The sequence below is a fragment of the Mucilaginibacter sp. NFX135 genome, assembly GCF_048565145.1.
Classification (GTDB): Bacteria; Bacteroidota; Bacteroidia; order Sphingobacteriales; family Sphingobacteriaceae; genus Mucilaginibacter.
Genome location: NZ_CP183412.1, coordinates 5,858,960 through 5,876,587 on the forward strand (window position 1 = coordinate 5,858,960; position 17,628 = coordinate 5,876,587).

The 17,628-nt window shown below is 42.8% G+C and carries 14 protein-coding genes; 1 reads left to right on the plus strand and 13 read right to left on the minus strand.

Annotation, left to right across the window (positions count from 1 at the left end):
• Positions 1-4 precede the first annotated feature (4 nt).
• The 12 genes from ACNURT_RS24430 to ACNURT_RS24485 form a co-directional block, all read right to left on the minus strand.
• Positions 5-589 (minus strand): cytochrome c oxidase subunit 3, encoded by a 585-nt coding sequence (locus ACNURT_RS24430; protein WP_419699870.1) that lies wholly within the window; start codon positions 587-589, stop codon positions 5-7.
• Complete coding sequence (gene cyoE / locus ACNURT_RS24435) at positions 586-1,449, minus strand: heme o synthase (RefSeq protein ID WP_419699871.1); 864 nt, start codon at positions 1,447-1,449, stop codon at positions 586-588. The genes ACNURT_RS24430 and cyoE overlap by 4 nt, the downstream gene beginning before the upstream one ends.
• Positions 1,446-2,507 carry a COX15/CtaA family protein gene (locus tag ACNURT_RS24440; RefSeq protein WP_419699872.1) on the minus strand — a complete coding sequence of 354 codons (1,062 nt, stop codon included), beginning with the start codon at positions 2,505-2,507 and terminating at the stop codon, positions 1,446-1,448. The genes cyoE and ACNURT_RS24440 overlap by 4 nt, the downstream gene beginning before the upstream one ends.
• A gap of 140 nt (positions 2,508-2,647) precedes the next feature.
• On the minus strand, positions 2,648-4,537 hold the full coding sequence (locus ACNURT_RS24445) for a cytochrome c oxidase subunit I (RefSeq protein WP_370997244.1): 1,890 nt from the start codon (positions 4,535-4,537) through the stop codon (positions 2,648-2,650).
• Between the two features lie 18 nt (positions 4,538-4,555).
• Positions 4,556-5,752: a cytochrome c oxidase subunit II gene (locus ACNURT_RS24450; protein ID WP_419699873.1), complete on the minus strand. Its 1,197-nt coding sequence runs from the start codon at positions 5,750-5,752 to the stop codon at positions 4,556-4,558.
• Positions 5,753-5,800: 48 nt separating this feature from the next.
• On the minus strand, positions 5,801-7,069 hold the full coding sequence (locus ACNURT_RS24455) for a quinol:cytochrome C oxidoreductase (RefSeq protein WP_370997242.1): 1,269 nt from the start codon (positions 7,067-7,069) through the stop codon (positions 5,801-5,803).
• A gap of 13 nt (positions 7,070-7,082) precedes the next feature.
• Complete coding sequence (locus ACNURT_RS24460) at positions 7,083-7,667, minus strand: c-type cytochrome (RefSeq protein WP_370997240.1); 585 nt, start codon at positions 7,665-7,667, stop codon at positions 7,083-7,085.
• Positions 7,651-8,187 (minus strand): DUF3341 domain-containing protein, encoded by a 537-nt coding sequence (locus ACNURT_RS24465; protein ID WP_370997239.1) that lies wholly within the window; start codon positions 8,185-8,187, stop codon positions 7,651-7,653. Before ACNURT_RS24465 ends, ACNURT_RS24460 begins: the two co-directional genes overlap by 17 nt.
• Positions 8,188-8,192: 5 nt before the next feature.
• The gene (gene nrfD, locus ACNURT_RS24470) at positions 8,193-9,665 is read right to left on the minus strand and encodes an NrfD/PsrC family molybdoenzyme membrane anchor subunit (protein ID WP_419699874.1); all 1,473 of its coding nucleotides are present in this window, start codon (positions 9,663-9,665) and stop codon (positions 8,193-8,195) included.
• 27 nt (positions 9,666-9,692) lie between these two features.
• Complete coding sequence (locus ACNURT_RS24475; RefSeq protein WP_419699875.1) at positions 9,693-12,755, minus strand: TAT-variant-translocated molybdopterin oxidoreductase; 3,063 nt, start codon at positions 12,753-12,755, stop codon at positions 9,693-9,695.
• Between the two features lie 38 nt (positions 12,756-12,793).
• The gene (locus ACNURT_RS24480; RefSeq protein ID WP_419699876.1) at positions 12,794-14,074 is read right to left on the minus strand and encodes a cytochrome c3 family protein; all 1,281 of its coding nucleotides are present in this window, start codon (positions 14,072-14,074) and stop codon (positions 12,794-12,796) included.
• 254 nt (positions 14,075-14,328) lie between these two features.
• Positions 14,329-15,309, minus strand: a complete 981-nt coding sequence (locus ACNURT_RS24485) for a deoxyhypusine synthase family protein (protein ID WP_076378712.1) — start codon at positions 15,307-15,309, stop codon at positions 14,329-14,331.
• 257 nt (positions 15,310-15,566) lie between these two features.
• Here ACNURT_RS24485 and ACNURT_RS24490 point away from each other — a divergent pair, with 257 nt between their 5' ends.
• Positions 15,567-16,700: a BamA/TamA family outer membrane protein gene (locus ACNURT_RS24490; RefSeq protein WP_419699877.1), complete on the plus strand. Its 1,134-nt coding sequence runs from the start codon at positions 15,567-15,569 to the stop codon at positions 16,698-16,700.
• Between the two features lie 120 nt (positions 16,701-16,820).
• Here the strand turns inward: ACNURT_RS24490 and ACNURT_RS24495 are convergent, their stop codons facing one another.
• Complete coding sequence (locus tag ACNURT_RS24495; protein ID WP_419699878.1) at positions 16,821-17,609, minus strand: O-methyltransferase; 789 nt, start codon at positions 17,607-17,609, stop codon at positions 16,821-16,823.
• Positions 17,610-17,628 lie beyond the last annotated feature (19 nt).

A 17,628-nucleotide genomic window follows, 5' to 3' on the forward strand; every position in this document is an offset into this window, starting at 1 on the left:
TGTATTAATTTTGGTTCAAAAGTAAAAAAACATACAGATAAATCCATATAATTCCGAGAAAATGCCAAAAAATAGAGGTCATTTCCATTTTAAACAGGTTACGCACCTGCGGAATGTTCTTATAGGTACCTATAAGGGTATTCAATAATAACAATATAGCTGCAATTATGTGTAATAAGTGCATCCCCGTAAATATATAAACAAATGAGCGGGACGCGTTTGGATCTGTAAGATACACATTCATTTTGTAGGTTAATACATACCAGGCATAAACCTGAATAGCAAAAAACGCTACACCCAGCGCAAAAGTAAGCCACAAAAACAGCCGCTGTTTGGCAAACTGTAACTGTTTAGCGGCTTTGGAAGCCAAAAACAAGGTAATACTGCTGATAATAATTACGGCAGTGCTATATTTAAATGCATCGGGCATAATTACATTAAGGCCATGCCCCTTCCCACCACTATAAACGATAAACCCGCTGGTTAAAGCTGCAAAAAACATGAACGAGGTGAATATAAATATCCACATGTTGAATTTTTTGGGAGCCAGATCAAGCCTGTCGTTATCTTTTTGAATCTGAGCCATCATTTCACTTTTCCTATAAAATCAAACAAAAACATTAACTGCACTACAGGTAAATACATAAAGGAGCCGAACATTAATTTACGGGCTGTCTCTATGGTCTGTGCGCGTAACAGGCCAAAAGCCTGGTATAAGAATATTAAACTGCAAATTAAGGATACCCCGCCTACATAGTAACCGCCATAACCGTAAAAGGTTGGCAGTAAACTTACCGGCAGCAATATCAATGCAAATATAAAGGTAATTATGGCACTTCCTGCATTACGGTTACCGGTTGGCAATAGCCTGAAGCCGGCCAGTTTATAATCATCATCCAATACCCAGGCAATGGCCCAAAAATGCACAAACTGCCATACAAACTGTATCCCGAACAGGATCAGGGCGATCTCATCAATTCTTTCGTGCGCTGCTACATAGCCAATCAGTGGTGGCAATGCACCAGGGATAGCGCCAACAAACACCGCTATAGGCGATTTACGCTTTAATGGTGTATAAGCAAAGGCGTACAACAAAATAGAAAATACAGATAGCAAACCGGTTAGCAGGTTAAGGCTGCCTAACAAATAAGTACCAGCCATGCCCATACCCAACCCCAAAACAAGGGCCTGACCTGTATTCATTTTTCCAGACGGAATCGGGCGATCCATGGTACGCTTCATGAGCTTATCCAGGTCTTTCTCGATGATCTCGTTAAAGCAATTTGCCGCCGAGGTTACCAGAAAACCGCCTACAATTAATTTTATCCAGTTGATCCAGTCGATATGACCGTTAACCTTACTCCCAATCAAAAAAGATATAGATGCCGAAAACACCACTAAAAGGGTGAGCCGCATTTTTACCAGTTTTGAAAAATCCTTCCAATTCATCGGCTTATCCCCCTAACACTAACTGGTTTATATAAATTTAACAGCAAATAAAATTGTGCACCGAAAATAAGGCTCGCCAACACAATGTGTGCGGCTTGCGCCGCTGGTGGCAAAGCCCAGTATGACAATAATATACCGGTTACTATTTGCAGCATAATCATTAAAAAAGTAAAGCTCATCAATTGCTGATGTACAGAATGACGGCCGAAATTCTTGCGTATTAAAGCGTATAGCATTATGTTGAGCACCAATACCAACACGGCCATATCGCGGTGATGGGTAAAAATATCACCCACGCTGCTGATCCAGTTATTACGGTACCCTCCCTGAAAGTGAGCTGCCACCGCATCAACTTGTTCGCGTACCTCGGTGCCAAAAGCTATCTGGAAAATGCTGGCTACTAAAGCAAGCAACGTGATAATGTATACCAGCGTACCGGTATTTATTTTTTTTGTATCCAGTACTTTCGCTCTATGATAGGTATATATCAATATAGCTAATATGGCCAGCGCCAGCAGCATATGTACGGTAACTATCCAGGCAACCAGGTTAGTTGATACGACGATAGAGCCCAACCATGCCTGAAAACCTACCAGTACAAAGTTAAACAGGCTTAAAAGAGCTATTCGCTTGCTTTGGTTCCAGTAGCTGAAAGCGTATACAGCTGATAAAAACAGGAATAAGCCGGATATGGCACCGATAAGACGGTTGATGTATTCTGTCCAGGTTTTTTCGGCGTTAAATTCTTCGGGAACTAAGATCGATTTATCCTCACGGATCCGTTTAGCCAGATCGCTGTAACCAAATACATCCAATGTTTTGGCAAAACGTTGATTTTTGGCTAAACGCTGGTCTACATATTTCTGCTTGTAATCTTTTGGCAGATCGGCGCTGTTGGTGGGTGGGATATATCTTCCGAAGCATTTGGGCCAGTCGGGGCATCCCATTCCTGAGCCTGAGCTACGCACAACTCCACCGGCCAGTATCAAAACAAAAAGGATAATGATTGTTGTGAGCGTGACTTTCTGGAACCGGATTTTTGATGCTGATATACCCATTGAAATAGTAAGTGGTGAATAGTGAGTGGTGAGTAGTGAGCGGCGAGTGGTGAGCAGTGAGTTTCGGATTAAAAACTCACCATTCACTACTCATAACTCAATCACTATTCACTGCTCACTACTCACCACTCCTCAATAAATTATTTTACTTGTTCGTTTGCTTTCAGCGTACTGTTAAACTTGTTCAATTCTTCTAAACCTTTAGGGTTATCTTCAAAGTCATGAGGTAAGTTTGAGCTCATGGTTTGTGAGAAAGGAACTGTTTGAGGGATATAATCCTCTTCGGCACCTGGCTTGCTGTAATCATATGGCCAACGGTAAACAGTTGGTATTTCGCCAGGCCAGTTACCATGTAAATGTTCAACAGGTGTTGTCCACTCCAGGGTATTTGCTTCCCATGGATTCTGAGTGGCTTTTTTACCGATGAAGATAGAAGATATAAAGTTATACAGGAAAGCTACCTGAGCACAAGCCGCCATGATAGCCGCCCATGTAATAAAGGTATTTACGGTTAACCAGCGTTGCATGCTTACAAACTCGGTAAAGGCATAGTAACGACGTGGTACACCATCCAGACCCATAAAGTGCATTGGGAAAAACACCAGGTAAGCACCGATAAAGGTTAACCAGAAGTGCAGATAGCCCAATTTCTCGTCCATCATTTTTCCAAACATTTTAGGGAACCAGTGATAAACACCCGCAAGCATACCAAATATAGCAGCCGAACCCATTACCAGGTGGAAGTGAGCAACCACAAAGTAAGTATCGTGCAGGTTAATATCCAGTGCGGCGTTACCCAGGAATATACCTGTTAAACCACCTGATATAAAGAATGACACCATACCAATGGCGAACAGCATAGCAGGTGTAAACCTGATGTTACCGCGCCATAAGGTGGCCAGCCAGTTAAATGTTTTTACCGCCGATGGCACAGCGATGATCAGCGTAGTGATCATGAACACACCACCCAGAAACGGATTCATACCCGTAACAAACATGTGGTGACCCCATACGATAAATGATAATACGGTGATACCTATAAGAGAGTAAACCATCGCATGGTAACCGAAGATCGGTTTACGTGAGTTTACTGACATGATCTCTGATGAAATACCCATTGCCGGCATAATTACGATGTATACCTCCGGGTGACCCAGGAACCAGAACAAGTGCTGGAACAGAATTGGGCTACCACCTTCATAAGGCTGTTGTACACCGTTCAGCACGATGTCTGACAGGTAGAAGCTGGTACCAAAGCTGCGGTCAAATATCAATAACACCACACCTGCTACTAATACAGGGAATGCCAGGATACCTAATATGGCGGTAAGGAATAAAGCCCAGATAGTTAAAGGCATTTTCCAAAGGTCCATACCTTTTGTACGCATGTTTAATACGGTACTTACGTAGTTGATACCACCCATTAATGAGGATGCGACGAACATCACCATACTGATGAGCCAAAGGGTCATACCTTCGCCCGAACCCGGCATCGCTTTTGGTAATGCTGATAACGGCGGATAAATTGTCCAGCCACCGCTGGCAGGGCCCTTTTGAACCAGGAACGATGACAACATCACCACACTGGCTAAAAAGAAGAACCAGTAGGATAACATGTTCATGAACGGAGATGCCATATCACGTGCACCTACCTGAAGAGGTATCAGCAAGTTGGCAAAAGTACCGCTCAAGCCGGCTGTTAACACAAAGAATACCATGATGGTACCATGAATGGTAACCAGCGACAGGTAAAAATCGGCGCTTATACGACCATTAGGTGCAAAACGACCCAACAATGTTGTTAACAATGGGAAAGTTTTTTCAGGGTATGCTAACTGGATCCTGAACAAAATAGACAATATCATTGCAATAACTGCCATGGTGATCCCTGTGATCAGGAATTGCTTGGCAATCATTTTATGATCCATACTAAATACATATTTAGACAGGAACGATTGGTTATGATGATGTTCGTGACCGTGATCGTCGTGATGTGCTACTCCGTGGTCGTGAACTGCTAATGTTGACATATCGCTTCTCTTTCTATATTAATTATTTAACGCTAACCTATTTTGTGACTCTTTTTTTGGCTGATCCGCAGCGGCAAAATGTAATTCCTTTCTTAAAGCATCGCTCAAGTAAGGTTTTTGTCTTGACAGCCAAGCCTGATATTCGGCTTCGGTAACCACACGTACAACTTTTTGCATGTTATAGTGACCGCCACCGCATATTTTGTTGCAATAAACCAAGTATTCAAATTTAGGATCGTCAAGCTGGGTGCGCATTTGCGCGGTAGTAATAGTTGGGGTAAACTTAAAGAAGGTTGGTAATCCCGGAACCGCGTTAAGCTGAACCCTGAAATGAGGCATGTATACAGAGTGTATTACATCTAACGCCTGAATATTTAACCTAACTGATTTGTTAACCGGAAGATACATAGTATCAACCTGCAAGTCATCAAAGCTGCTGCGTTTTTTAAAGTTAACACCCAACTTGTTAGCGGCAGTTACCAGCCTGAAATCTTTAGGCCCTAACTTGCCGTCTTTGCCGGGGTAACGTAGTTCCCAAGCAAACTGATGACCGGTAATGTCAACATTGATAGAAGCAGGTTCGCCTTTGGCATCGGTGTTATCCATAATTTTTTGCCAGGTGAAAAAGCCAAACACAACCAGTATAGTTAAAACGATGGCCGGCGCAATTGTCCAGATCTTTTCAATAGTATTGTTATGTGGCAGGAAGTGAGCCCTGCGCTTATCAGAATGCCTGTAGTTGAATAAGAATCCGAACAACAATATCTGGGTTACGAAAAACACGATCATGGTTAAAATCGTAGTGACGGTGAACATCTCATCAATTTTAACACCATGTACAGAAGCAGCCTCCGGCAGGGTCATGCTACCCTGTACCGTAAACGACCAGTAAGCACCGTATAAACCTGCTATCAGGAACACCAGGCAAATTACTGCCATTACTGTGTTCCATTTCATGCCTTTTTTACCTTGTATTTTAAGTGTAAGGTCGTATATCTTCAGAATTTTACCTATTACAGCTACGCCAAGGCATACCAGGAAAAATAAAAGCAAATAGTACGCAACACCGGTCCAATCAACCTGGGGTGTATCCGGTTGTCCTCCGGTATTTGCTGTAGCTTCTGTTTGCGCCATCAGCAGGTTTGTGCCCAAAAGCATAAACGCTGTGATAAACGATAGTAATGTTTTAGACTTTATAAGTTTTCTGAATCCCATTTTAATGTCAGTTTGGTATTCTGTATTTTGTTGCAAAAATAACAATTATTATATGTGATGATGAAGGCTCTCCTGCAGGAACGGATGTTTTTTAGGAACAAGCGACTTGAACTTGCTTAAAGCATTCAACATCAAGTAAGTAAACAAACCGGCAAATCCTATGGCAACACCAATTTCAATAGGCGTTATTTGAGACCACCATTCGCCATGCGCACCTATAGTACCCGGCATAATCATGATAAAATAATCAAGCCAGTGACCAACGATCAAAATGATACAGGTAGCTTTCAATACGCTTGTAGCGCGTTTTGAATCACGTGACATGATGATCAGCAACGGTGCCATAAAGTTCAGGATAATGGTTAACCAGAACCATGGTTTAAATTCAGGCTCCCATCTTCTCAGGAAGTAAACACTTTCTTCGGGGATGTTAGCGTAGTAGATCAGCAGGAATTGTGCAAACCATACATAGGTCCAGAATATCGAGAAACCAAACATTAACTGGCCCAGGTTATGCAGGTGATCCTGTGTGATCCATTGCATGTAACCGCTCTTTCTTAATAATATAATGGTTAAAGTGATAATTGATAAAGTACTTACCCACATGGCAGCAAAGTTATACCAGCCAAACATAGTGGAGAACCAATGTGCCTCTAATGACATTACCACGTCAAATGAAAATACCGGTTGAGTAAAACCAAAGATTACCAGGAATGCAGCCGAAATAGTGAAGCTCTTTTTGTAATAGAACAAACCACCCAATTCGTCTTCAGTTTCAGAATATTTAGCCAGTAACCAGCCAAATATGGCATAGGCGCCTAAAAACACAACTATACGGATCAAAAAGAACGGCATGTTCAAAAATCCGGATTTACCTGCCAAAACAGGATCATAGTTTTCACTGCCTGGAGTAGTAACACCCTCTAAGTGCCATAATTTATATAAATAAGGGGCCACAGCTTCCTTACCTTCTCCAACTTCGGTATGGTGAGTTAAATTTAAACCTGCTATAATGATAACAAGTAATATTACCGCAGCTATTGGCAATACCCTGGCAAAGGCTTGAGGTACACGCAACAAAGATGCCGACCAGCCTGCTTGCGCTACATACTGCAGGGCGCAGAAAAATACGCCGGCCGTACAAACGCAGGCAAAGTAATAACCACACAGCAATAAATTAGCAAATGTGCGCTCACCATGACCGAGTAAAAAACCACCGGCTATGGTTATTACACCAACAACTATGGCAGCTAAACTCCATGTTTTTGCCTTACCGGTAAAAACAAATTGCTCGTCTAAACTATTATGAGTATTCATTCAGTTCTAATTCTTATAAAGTTTGTAAATGGTGAACATACATGATCACTTTCCAGCGTTCTTCCGGGGCCAGCTGTGAAGCGTATGAACCCATTGCATTTACACCGTAAGTAATGGTATGGTATATTTTACCGTCTGTTAAGTCTTTCATGGCACCACCACGTGATGATTGTCCTTTTGAATAGGATGGCGGCGGCGGATAACCATGTTGTGTTACCAAACCATCACCCTGACCATTAACACCATGGCATGGAGAGCAAAAATGTTCAAACAAAATTTTGCCTTCTTTATAGTTTGCCTGGGTTTGGGCCAGCACACTTTTTACTTCAACGCTTGCCAGTTCATATCCATCTTTTGTGTTTGGATAATCAAACTTGGTAAAACCTACCGGTATAGTTCCGGCTGGTGGTACCTGCGCGGTTTTGCCATCCTTAAAATTCGGGTTCTTTTGATCCGGATCGTATGCGATATGCTCGTACATATTAGGCGCGTACTCCCATCCGGTACTCCTTTTATCTTTGCACGACGTTACTACAATCGAAGCAGCGATAATGATAACTATTGTTCCTAATATTCTAAATTTATTCATAGCTAACATATTTTCTGTCGTTATGCTTAACTTCACTTGCCCCTGCTTCTTTTAATATTGTGTTGATATCCTCGTGTGGAACATTTCCTTTTGCGTCAATAGCTATCACAAACTTGTCGTTGGTAGCTCTCAGGTCCATTACCCTTGGTGCACGACCCGGGAAAAGGTGCGTAGCGAAAAAGAAGGTAAAGGCCATACCGTATGATGCAAATAATACTGTCCACTCAAAAGTTACGGGGATAAAATCGGGGATAGCGAAAAAGTTTTTACCGCCGATATCCATTGGCCAGTCATGTACCAGGAAGTAATAAACCAAAGTAAAAATGGTTGTACCGCCCATACAGCCGAACATAAAGGCCGCGTAACCTAATCTGGAATCCCTGATACCCAGTTTAGCGTCGATACCGTGGATAGGCATTGGCGTGTAAACATCGTAAATAGGAACACTATTTTTTTGTAGTTTGTCAATCCCGTGCATCAGATCATCGGGATCATCAAAAATGCCTAATATATATTTGGTGCTACTCATCTTTATTATGCTTTTTCGTATTCAGAATGGTCAATACTATCAAATTTGATCAGGTTCTCTTTGTAGAACTCTACATGGGCCGGATCAAGGTGACCTTCGGCAATTTGTTTCTTCTTAGCCTGCTCACTCGCGCTCTTCAGCAGTAATTTCACTTCCGCAATCGCTACAGAAGGCATCACCCGGATGAACAACAGGAACATGGTAAAGAATATACCGATAGATCCAACAAACACACCTACGTCAACCCAGGTTGGGTAAAACATGGCCCAGCTTGAAGGAATGTAATCGCGGTGTAAGGAAACAACGATGATCACAAAACGCTCAAACCACATACCTATATTTACAATGATAGATAGTACCCATGAAATTGGGATATTGGTTCTAACTTTCTTTGACCACATCATCTGGGTCATCAATACGTTACAGCCATACATCATACAGGCTGCCCACCAGTACGGACCGATAAACCTGTTTAAGAAGGTGTATTGCTCATATTCGCCACCAGAATAGTAAGCGATAAAGAACTCCGTGATATACGCCACACCTACTACCGAACCTGTTACCAGGATAATCTTGTTCATCGATTCGATGTGGAACATGGTGATGTAGTTTTCCAGACCTAATACTTTACGGGTTACCAGTAACAGCGTTTGCACCATGGCGAAACCTGAAAAGATAGCTCCCGCAACGAAGTATGGAGGGAAAATGGTAGTATGCCATCCCGGTTCAAGGGATGTGGCAAAGTCCATAGATACGATGGTGTGTACCGAAAGTACCAGTGGTGTTGATAAACCTGCTAATATTAATGATACGGTTTCAAAACGCTGCCAGGTTTTAACTGAGCCTGTCCAGCCGAATGAAGCTACCGAATAAATACGGCGGCGGATACCGGTTGCGCGGTCACGGATAGAAGCCATATCCGGCAATAAACCTGTGTACCAGAATACCAGTGAAACCGAGAAGTAAGTTGATATCGCGAATACGTCCCAGATAAGCGGTGAGTTAAAGTTAACCCATAATGAGCCATATTGGTTTGGTAAAGGCAATGAATAAACAGCCATCCACGGGCGGCCCATGTGAGCGCCGATATAGGTGGCCGCGCAAATTACCGCGAAGATGGTCATCGCTTCGGCCGAGCGGTTAATAGAGTTACGCCAGTTTTGACGGAATAGTAATAACACAGCCGAGATAAGCGTACCGGCGTGACCGATACCTACCCACCACACGAAACCGGTAATATCCCAGGCCCATCCTACTGTTTTATTTAATCCCCATGACCCGATACCGTACCAGAAGGTGTAGCTGATGGAGAATACCCAAAGTAATGCTCCGAGTGAGGCTACCGTAAAACCGATCCACCAAGCTTTACTTGGCATATTTTCTACGGGACGTAATATATCGTCAGTGATCTGACCATAGGTAATGTCCTTACCCGTTATTAACGGTTCCCTTATTATTGATTCACTATGAGATGCCATATATTTTAATCTCTGTATATAAAAATTTTAAGCCTCTAATTCAACTGCGTTTCTAACCTTTACCTGGTAACCGATACCTGGCTGTACGTTTAACTCTTCCAGCACGTAGTAAGTTCTTTCGCTTTTCAGTGCTTTTGAAACTTCTGAATTAGGATCGTTTCTGTTACCAAAAACAATAGCGTTTGCAGAACATGTTTGCTGACAAGCCATTTTGATCTCGCCGTCTTTAAGCGGGCGTTTTTCAATTTTAGCTTTCAGTTTACCAGCTTGTATACGTTGTACGCACATAGAGCATTTTTCCATTACACCGCGGAAACGGGTAACAACATCTGGGTTTAATACCAGTTGAGTATGCTCATTGTTCAGGTAGTTATCAAAACGTGAATCGTTCCAGTAGTTGAACCAGTTAAAGCGGCGTACTTTGTAAGGGCAGTTATTTGCGCAATAACGGGTACCCACACAACGGTTGTATGCCATCTGGTTTAAACCTTCTGATGAGTGTACGGTTGCTAATACCGGGCAAACTGTTTCGCACGGAGCGTGATCACAGTGCTGGCAAAGCATTGGCTGATGCACTACGGTTACGTTATCAAAGGCATCATCCTTTAATTTATCTATTTCGTACTCCTCGGTAATGTTTTCACCTTTTTCTTCGTAGCTGTAATAACGGTCGATACGGATCCAGTGCATTTCGCGGCGGCGGCGTACTTCGTCTTTACCAACTACAGGAATGTTATTCTCCGCGTTACAAGCTACCACGCAGGCACCGCAACCGGTACAGGCGTTCAGGTCGATAGCCATAACCCAGTCATAAACCGGGCGATCGTGGCTTGGTACATCCCATAAGCTTTCTTCGTCGTAGTTCTTATGGCCTTTTTCATTACCACTGTGAACAGCTGGATTTTTTTTGTATTCGGCAAATTTAGCTTCGCGAATTACACTACGACCTTCGTATGAGTGGTGCGTTTGTGTTTGTGCAAGCGGTGATTTGATACCTGTTGGATTAAATTCGGTAACTACAGCGGTAGTCTGGAAAGTTCCGTTACGGAAGCTGTAGAAAGGGAACGCGTTTTTACCTACGTTATCACCCACCGGACCGGCATTGGTACGACCATAGCCAACAGCTATAGATACAGTACCTTGTGCCTGACCAGGTTGGGCCAGTACAGGTAGATCAACAGTGTAACCGTTAGCGGTTATTTTGATCACATCACCTTCGCTCAGTTTTAATTTTTTGATATCAGCAACAGAAACAGCTACAAAGTTATCCCAGGTAACTTTCGAAACCGGGTCTGGCAATTCCTGTAACCATGGGTTGTTGGCACGTTTACCATCGCCTATGGCAGGTGATTGATAAACCTGCAATTCAAACTTACCATCACCAGCCGCAATTGAAGCGCTGTGTGTCAGGATAGTTTGCGCTACAGCATTCAGGTCACGGTTAAAAGTGTAAGTACCTGCAGTGTTCGGTGTAGTTTTGATCATACCGGTCTGCAACAGGGTTTCCCAGCCTTTTTGGCCAGATAAACCACCTTTGGCAAGCAGGTTATCGTTCCAGTTGTTACGAACGAAGGTATAGTAATCTTTAACCGGGTTTTGTGCCCATACCAGTAAGCTATGCTCGGCCTGGCGGGTGTTATATACCGGGTTAATGGTTGGCTGTATAACAGTATAGTAACCTTCAACGGCGTTAGCATCGCCCCATGACTCCAGGTAATGGTGGTTTGGCGCTATTACATTGGATACTAAAGCGGTTTCATCATCATGATCGGCAAAGGATACTCTCAAACGTGCCTTAGCCAGCGCGTCTTTAAATTCTTTCGCTTTGAAGTAATCGTAAGCCGGGTTAACGTTCAGGAATAATACACCTGCAACTTCACCTCTACCCAACTCATTTACAAACTCAACAAACTCAGCATCGTTACCGGCGTATTGTTTTGATGGGTTATCCAGATCGATAGTAGTACCGTAGCTGCCCAGCAGGGAGTTGATGGCATTTACTAAAACCTGTGTAGCTACATCATTTGAACCTGCTACTACCAAAGCTTTTCCTTTAGCGGCAACCAATTCTTTAGCGGCAATAGTAATAGCGTTCTCCGCTGCTTTGCTGCTTAATTTTTTTGAACCTGGTAAAGTAGTACCAGAAATAGCATTGTATAAGTTGATGATAGCGATACCTTCTTCTGATGGTTTGATCGCTAAACGGTTATCGGCATTGGTACCGGTAAGGCTCATACCGCTTTCAAACTGGATGTGACGTGACATCTTTTTGCTTTCCAGCGATTTGTTGTTACGGTTTGATACGTACTGACGGGTAAACTCTTCACCAGAGATCCAGGTTCCCAGGAAATCGGCGCCAAAGCTTACAATTACATCTGCTTTATCAAAGTTGTAATGTGGTATTACGGCTTTACCAAAGCTGTTTTGGTTGGCTTGTATAATACCGGTATAGGATACGGCATCATAAGTAACATGTTTAGCAGTTGGATATTGCTTAATAAATTCGGCAATTACAGCTAAGGTAGAAGGGCTGTTGATGCTTGATGTTACCAAACGGATGTTTTTACCTGCTGCTTTGATAGCGGCCAGTTCTTTGATCACAAAAGCATCGATCTCAGACCACCCGGCTTCGCCGCCATTCAGTTTTGGATCTTTTAAACGGTTTACATCATACAGATCCAAAACCGAAGCCTGGGCCTGCGCGCTTAAGCCGCCTTTTGAAAAAATATCATTAGGGTTACCTTCTACTTTAATAGGACGACCTTCACGTGTTTTAACTAATATGGCCTGTCCCTCATAACTTGAAGAATAGTAGTTTGCTACGCCCGGTGTAACCTCTTCAGGTTTGATCAGGTAAGGGATTGATTTATGTACAGGTACACGCTGACAAGCTGCCAGGGTAACCGCTCCTACACCAAACCCAAGCGCCTTTAAAAAGTCGCGACGTGGGGTTTTAGCAGATAAACCATCTCCGCTGAGTATTTCCTCAATTGGAATAGGCTCGGCAAATTCGTTTTTATTTTTCTCAACAAATTCTGGTGTTCTGTTTAGTTCTTCTAAACCTTTCCAGTATTTTTTATTGCTGTCCATTTAAGTTATATAAACTGTAATGCTAAAATTCTTATTTATTAATAGTGGCACTTGCCGCACTCGATACCGCCTAACACCGCGGCTGTAACTTTCTCGCCCTTCTTGATCTTATCGTGAGCAGCAAGTATGCTATCGTAGTAAGCGTTTCCTTTACCGTTAACTTCGGTACGTTTGTGGCACTGGATACACCATTTCATAGTTAATGGCGAATACTGGTAAACCTCTTTCATGGTTTGAACCGGGCCATGGCAGGTTTGGCATTTGATGCCGCCAACCTTAACGTGCTGTGAGTGGTTAAAGTAAGCCAGATCCGGCAGGTTGTGAACGCGTATCCACTGGATAGGTTTAGCCTGGGTGCTGTCATACTTTTGAGTTTTTGGATCATAACCCAAAGCATCGTATATTTTATGTATCTCCGGCGACTCGGTTTTAACAACCTTGTGGCAGTTCATACAAACGTTAAGCGAAGGAATAGAAGCGTTCTTTGATTTGTAAGCGCCAGAGTGGCAATACTGACAATCAATTTTCATGGTACCTGCGTGTAACTCATGTGAGTATTTAATAGGCTGTACCGGTTGGTAACCTGTGTGCACGTTAGTGTTCCACAAGGTAACCCATCCCCAGCTGCCCATAGCAAGTGTACCGCAAAGGATAATGAAGAATACCAGCTTCTTATTTTTAAGGATCCTTTTGATCAGATCTTTTTTCTTAGCCTCAGCTACTTCTTCGGCAGTTGGTTCAGCTTCTTCGTCAATTACAACACCTTTACCTTTTAACAGCAGGCGCTCTAAAGTGGCTACAACCCTGTTTAATACCAGTATTACAATAAATGCAATAATGATAACAGCTACTAAGCCCCAGATAACCATACTGCTCGGACCGGTTTCAGCAGCCGCTGCAGCTTTACCGTCACCTTCAGGCTTTTTATCCTTCATGGTTTTCCATTCCGTACGCACATAATCTATAACATTAGTTACATCAGCGTCAGAAAGTTCGGTAAATACCGTCATACCTGCCTGATTGAACTTGTTATAGATCGCCAAAGCTTTAGGATTCTTGGCAGCGATCAAAGCCTGGTTGTTCTGGATCCATTTGATCAGATACTTGTCATCCGTTTCTTCAGTAAGCTGCGGACCCAAGGCAGGGCCAATTAATTGCTGATCGATCTTATGACAGGCAGTACATTTGGATTTGAAGATGGCTTCGCCTTTAGCCGCGTCGGCCTGAGCATAAGCATTTGAAAAACCCCAAAAAGCAAACCCGGCAATTAGAAGAACCGACCTTGAGAATTGTTTAAAAATCAATGAGAAATTTCTCATAAAGTGTATTTATGCTAAATAATTTTTATATTAATGTTTGAAACCGCTGTAAAGATGTACGCTCCATCTCATTATTTCAGGCACAAAAGTAAAATTTATTACAGTATCGCTGACACATAAATGACAGTAACCTATAATTTATAATCGTTCTAAATAACCACAAAAAGCCTTTTAAACAACGCAGGGAGGCTTTTTGGCCAACAATGCAATTTTTCAAACACCAAACTGCATTGCCGGCATATTTGAATTTTAAATTATTGTTTTAATATCCAGGCAAATATCAATGGTGCAACAATGGTTGCGTCGCTTTCTACAATAAACTTAGGGGTATGTATATCCAGCTTGCCCCAGGTTATTTTTTCGTTGGGTACCGCCCCTGAATAAGAGCCATACGAGGTAGTTGAATCTGATATCTGGCAAAAGTAGCTCCAGAACGGAACATCATGCATCTCCATATCCTGGTAAAGCATCGGTACCACGCATATCGGGAAGTCGCCGGCTATGCCGCCACCTATCTGGAAAAATCCTATTCCTTTTCCCGATGAGTTTTTGGTATACCAGTCGGCAAGCCAGGCCATATACTCAATACCGCTTTTCATGGTTGATGCTTTTAGCTCACCTTTGATAATGTACGATGCAAAAATGTTACCCATGGTGCTGTCTTCCCATCCCGGTACAACAATAGGCAGATTTTTTTCGGCAGCGGCCAACATCCAGGAGTTCTTTGGATCTATTTCATAATACTGCTCCAATTCGCCGCTTAATAATATCTTGTACATGTATTCATGCGGAAAATAACGCTCACCGCTATCATCAGCATCTTTCCATATTTTATGGATATGCTTTTGTAAACGACGGAATGCTTCTTCCTCCGGGATACAGGTATCGGTAACACGGTTGTAATGGTTTTCGAGCAGATCCCATTCTTCCTGCGGACTCAGGTCGCGATAGTTTGGCACCCTTTTGTAGTGTGAATGTGCTACCAGGTTCATGATATCCTCTTCCAGGTTGGCGCCTGTACAGGAAATAATGGCGATTTTATCCTGACGGATCATTTCAGCCAGCGAAATGCCCAGTTCGGCCGTACTCATGGCACCGGCAAGGGTAACCATCATTTTGCCGCCTTCGTCAAGGTGTGTTTCATATCCTTTTGCCGCGTCCATTAATGCTGCCGCGTTAAAATGCAGATAGTTCTTTTCAATAAACTGCGAAATAGGTCCTCTTGTGATGCTCATAGTATATCAATAAAATTTCGGTGCAAAAGTAGGGATTTTTATAATGTGCAGATGTGCAAATTTCAGATGTGCAGATGAGTTAACAATGTGTTGATGAAATATTGATGTGCAGACATGCGAATTTCAGATGTGCAGATGTTTTATTGATGTGCGGATGTACAAATTTCAGATGCGCAGATGAAAATATTGATTAAATGTACACATCACCAAAATTTGCACATCTGAAATTTGCACATTTGCACATCTGAATACCATATATGAAAAAACTTATTACCGTTCTCTTTATATTGATCAGCGTTCCATCCGCATTTTCGCAAACACATCTCCTGCCCAAATTTATCAGGAAAATGTATTTTGATAAAGACACTACTAAAAAAAGCAGCTTTGTTATTTTACCCGTACTAAGCTCGGCCCCCGAAACCGGGCTTGAAGCAGGCGGTGCAGGCTTATATTCTTTTTACACCGATACCGTAAGCCGTAATACCCGGGTATCCAACATTTTTGGATATGCTACCATAACTACTAAGGGACAAAACAGGCTAAGCCTGAGCACCAGTTATTGGACTCCGCAAAACAAATATCATTTTACAGCAGGTATTGGTTATATTAACTTTCCTTTTGATTTTTATGGCATTGGCAATAATACCCTCAAAGCAAATACCGACCGGATTGGCCAGAAACGTCTTAAACTAAACTTCGCCGCTGAAAAAAAGGTAGCCGATAATTTTTATGTAGGTTTGGTTGCCGGTGGCGATCACTATAGTTTTAGCGATGGACAAGCCAACAGTATTTTTTATACAGACCCTCGGGTGCAATTCCGAACTGGGGGTACCAGTGTTTACGTAGGCCCAAGCCTTATTTTCGACAGCCGAAACAACAACACTTATACTACCCGTGGTGCATTGATCTCCACTTCCTTACAGTTAACCAAAGGCTTATCCGGTTTTGATTATAAAGGGGGCTTTTTTAATATTGAGTACAGTCAGTTTTTCTCGCTGAGTAAAAAATTGGTATTGGGTATCGACATACAGGATCAGAGCCTGATAGGCGGCCAGTCACCATTTTTTATGATGCCGACTTTGGGTAATGACGAAATTATGCGTGGCTATTACAACGGCCGTTACCGCGACCGCAACCTTACCGTTGGGCAAACCGAGCTGCGCTACCGCCTCACCGAACGCATTGGTGTAGTAGGTTTTATAGGAACAGGCGAGGTTTTTAACAAAGACTTCAGTTTTAGCGACCTGAAACCCAACTACGGCGGCGGTCTCCGTTACTTTTTCGACATAGAAAAAGGCTTGAGCATACGTGCCGACTATGGCATTGGTCAAAAAATTGCCGGAGAAGCCAGACAAAGTGGTTTTTATGTTGGATTAGGGCAGGCGTTTTGATTTTTGAGTAAGGATTTTTGGAACAAAGAGCAAGGATTTTGTATCCCTTGTCTTGTTCATTGCTCCAAAAATATTTATTCTTCCAGTCCTTGCTCTTTGTTCCAAAAATCCTTGCTCCAATCAGTACCTTATCAAAAAATGCTCTTTCTCGGCTCTGCCTGATTTGAAGAATACCAGTCCGATCCAAAACAGATCAACCGTTACGGTAACCTGCGGGTGAGCTTTGATCTGTGCCCAGGCTTCCTTCATACCTTCGCTCCAATAAATATCATCAAATATCAGCAGGGTATCTTCATGCACTTTTGGCAGGCACCATTCAAAATATTTTAAAGTGGCATCTTTTTGATGGTTGCCGTCTACAAACACAAAGTCGAGCTGGTCGAGCTGGCTGATAACGCCCGGTAGGTTGTCATCAAAGTTGCCGGTGATCAGCTCAATCTCATTAAACCCTGCTTGCTCAAATGTTTCTTTGGCCACCCCGGCCGTTTGCGGACAGCCTTCCATGGTATAAATGTGTGCATTGGGGGCACCCTCCTGCAGGTAAAGCGTGGTGATACCCAGGCAGGTACCCAGTTCAATAATGTTGCGAGGTTTAAAGCGGGCAGCCAGCCGGTAAAGCAGTTGAGCCAGTTTGGGTTGCTTTAAAGCATTGGCAGCAATGTCACCTATTCGCTTTTGGCGGTTATTATTCAAATGCGATCCTGCGCCCAAATCGGTCACGGAGATCACACGATTGTCAACAAGTAACTTTTTGCGGATATTTTCGATCTCGTGGTATGTTTTTTGGGCGGTATGATCGTAAATAACTGAATCAACCAGCTGATAAACAAACGGAGAGTGTAAGCCGTGCCTGTTTTTAGCCCGGATGCGGTGCAACAGGTAATCCTTAACAAACCTAAAATTTAACATCGCTGTAAAAATAAATAAA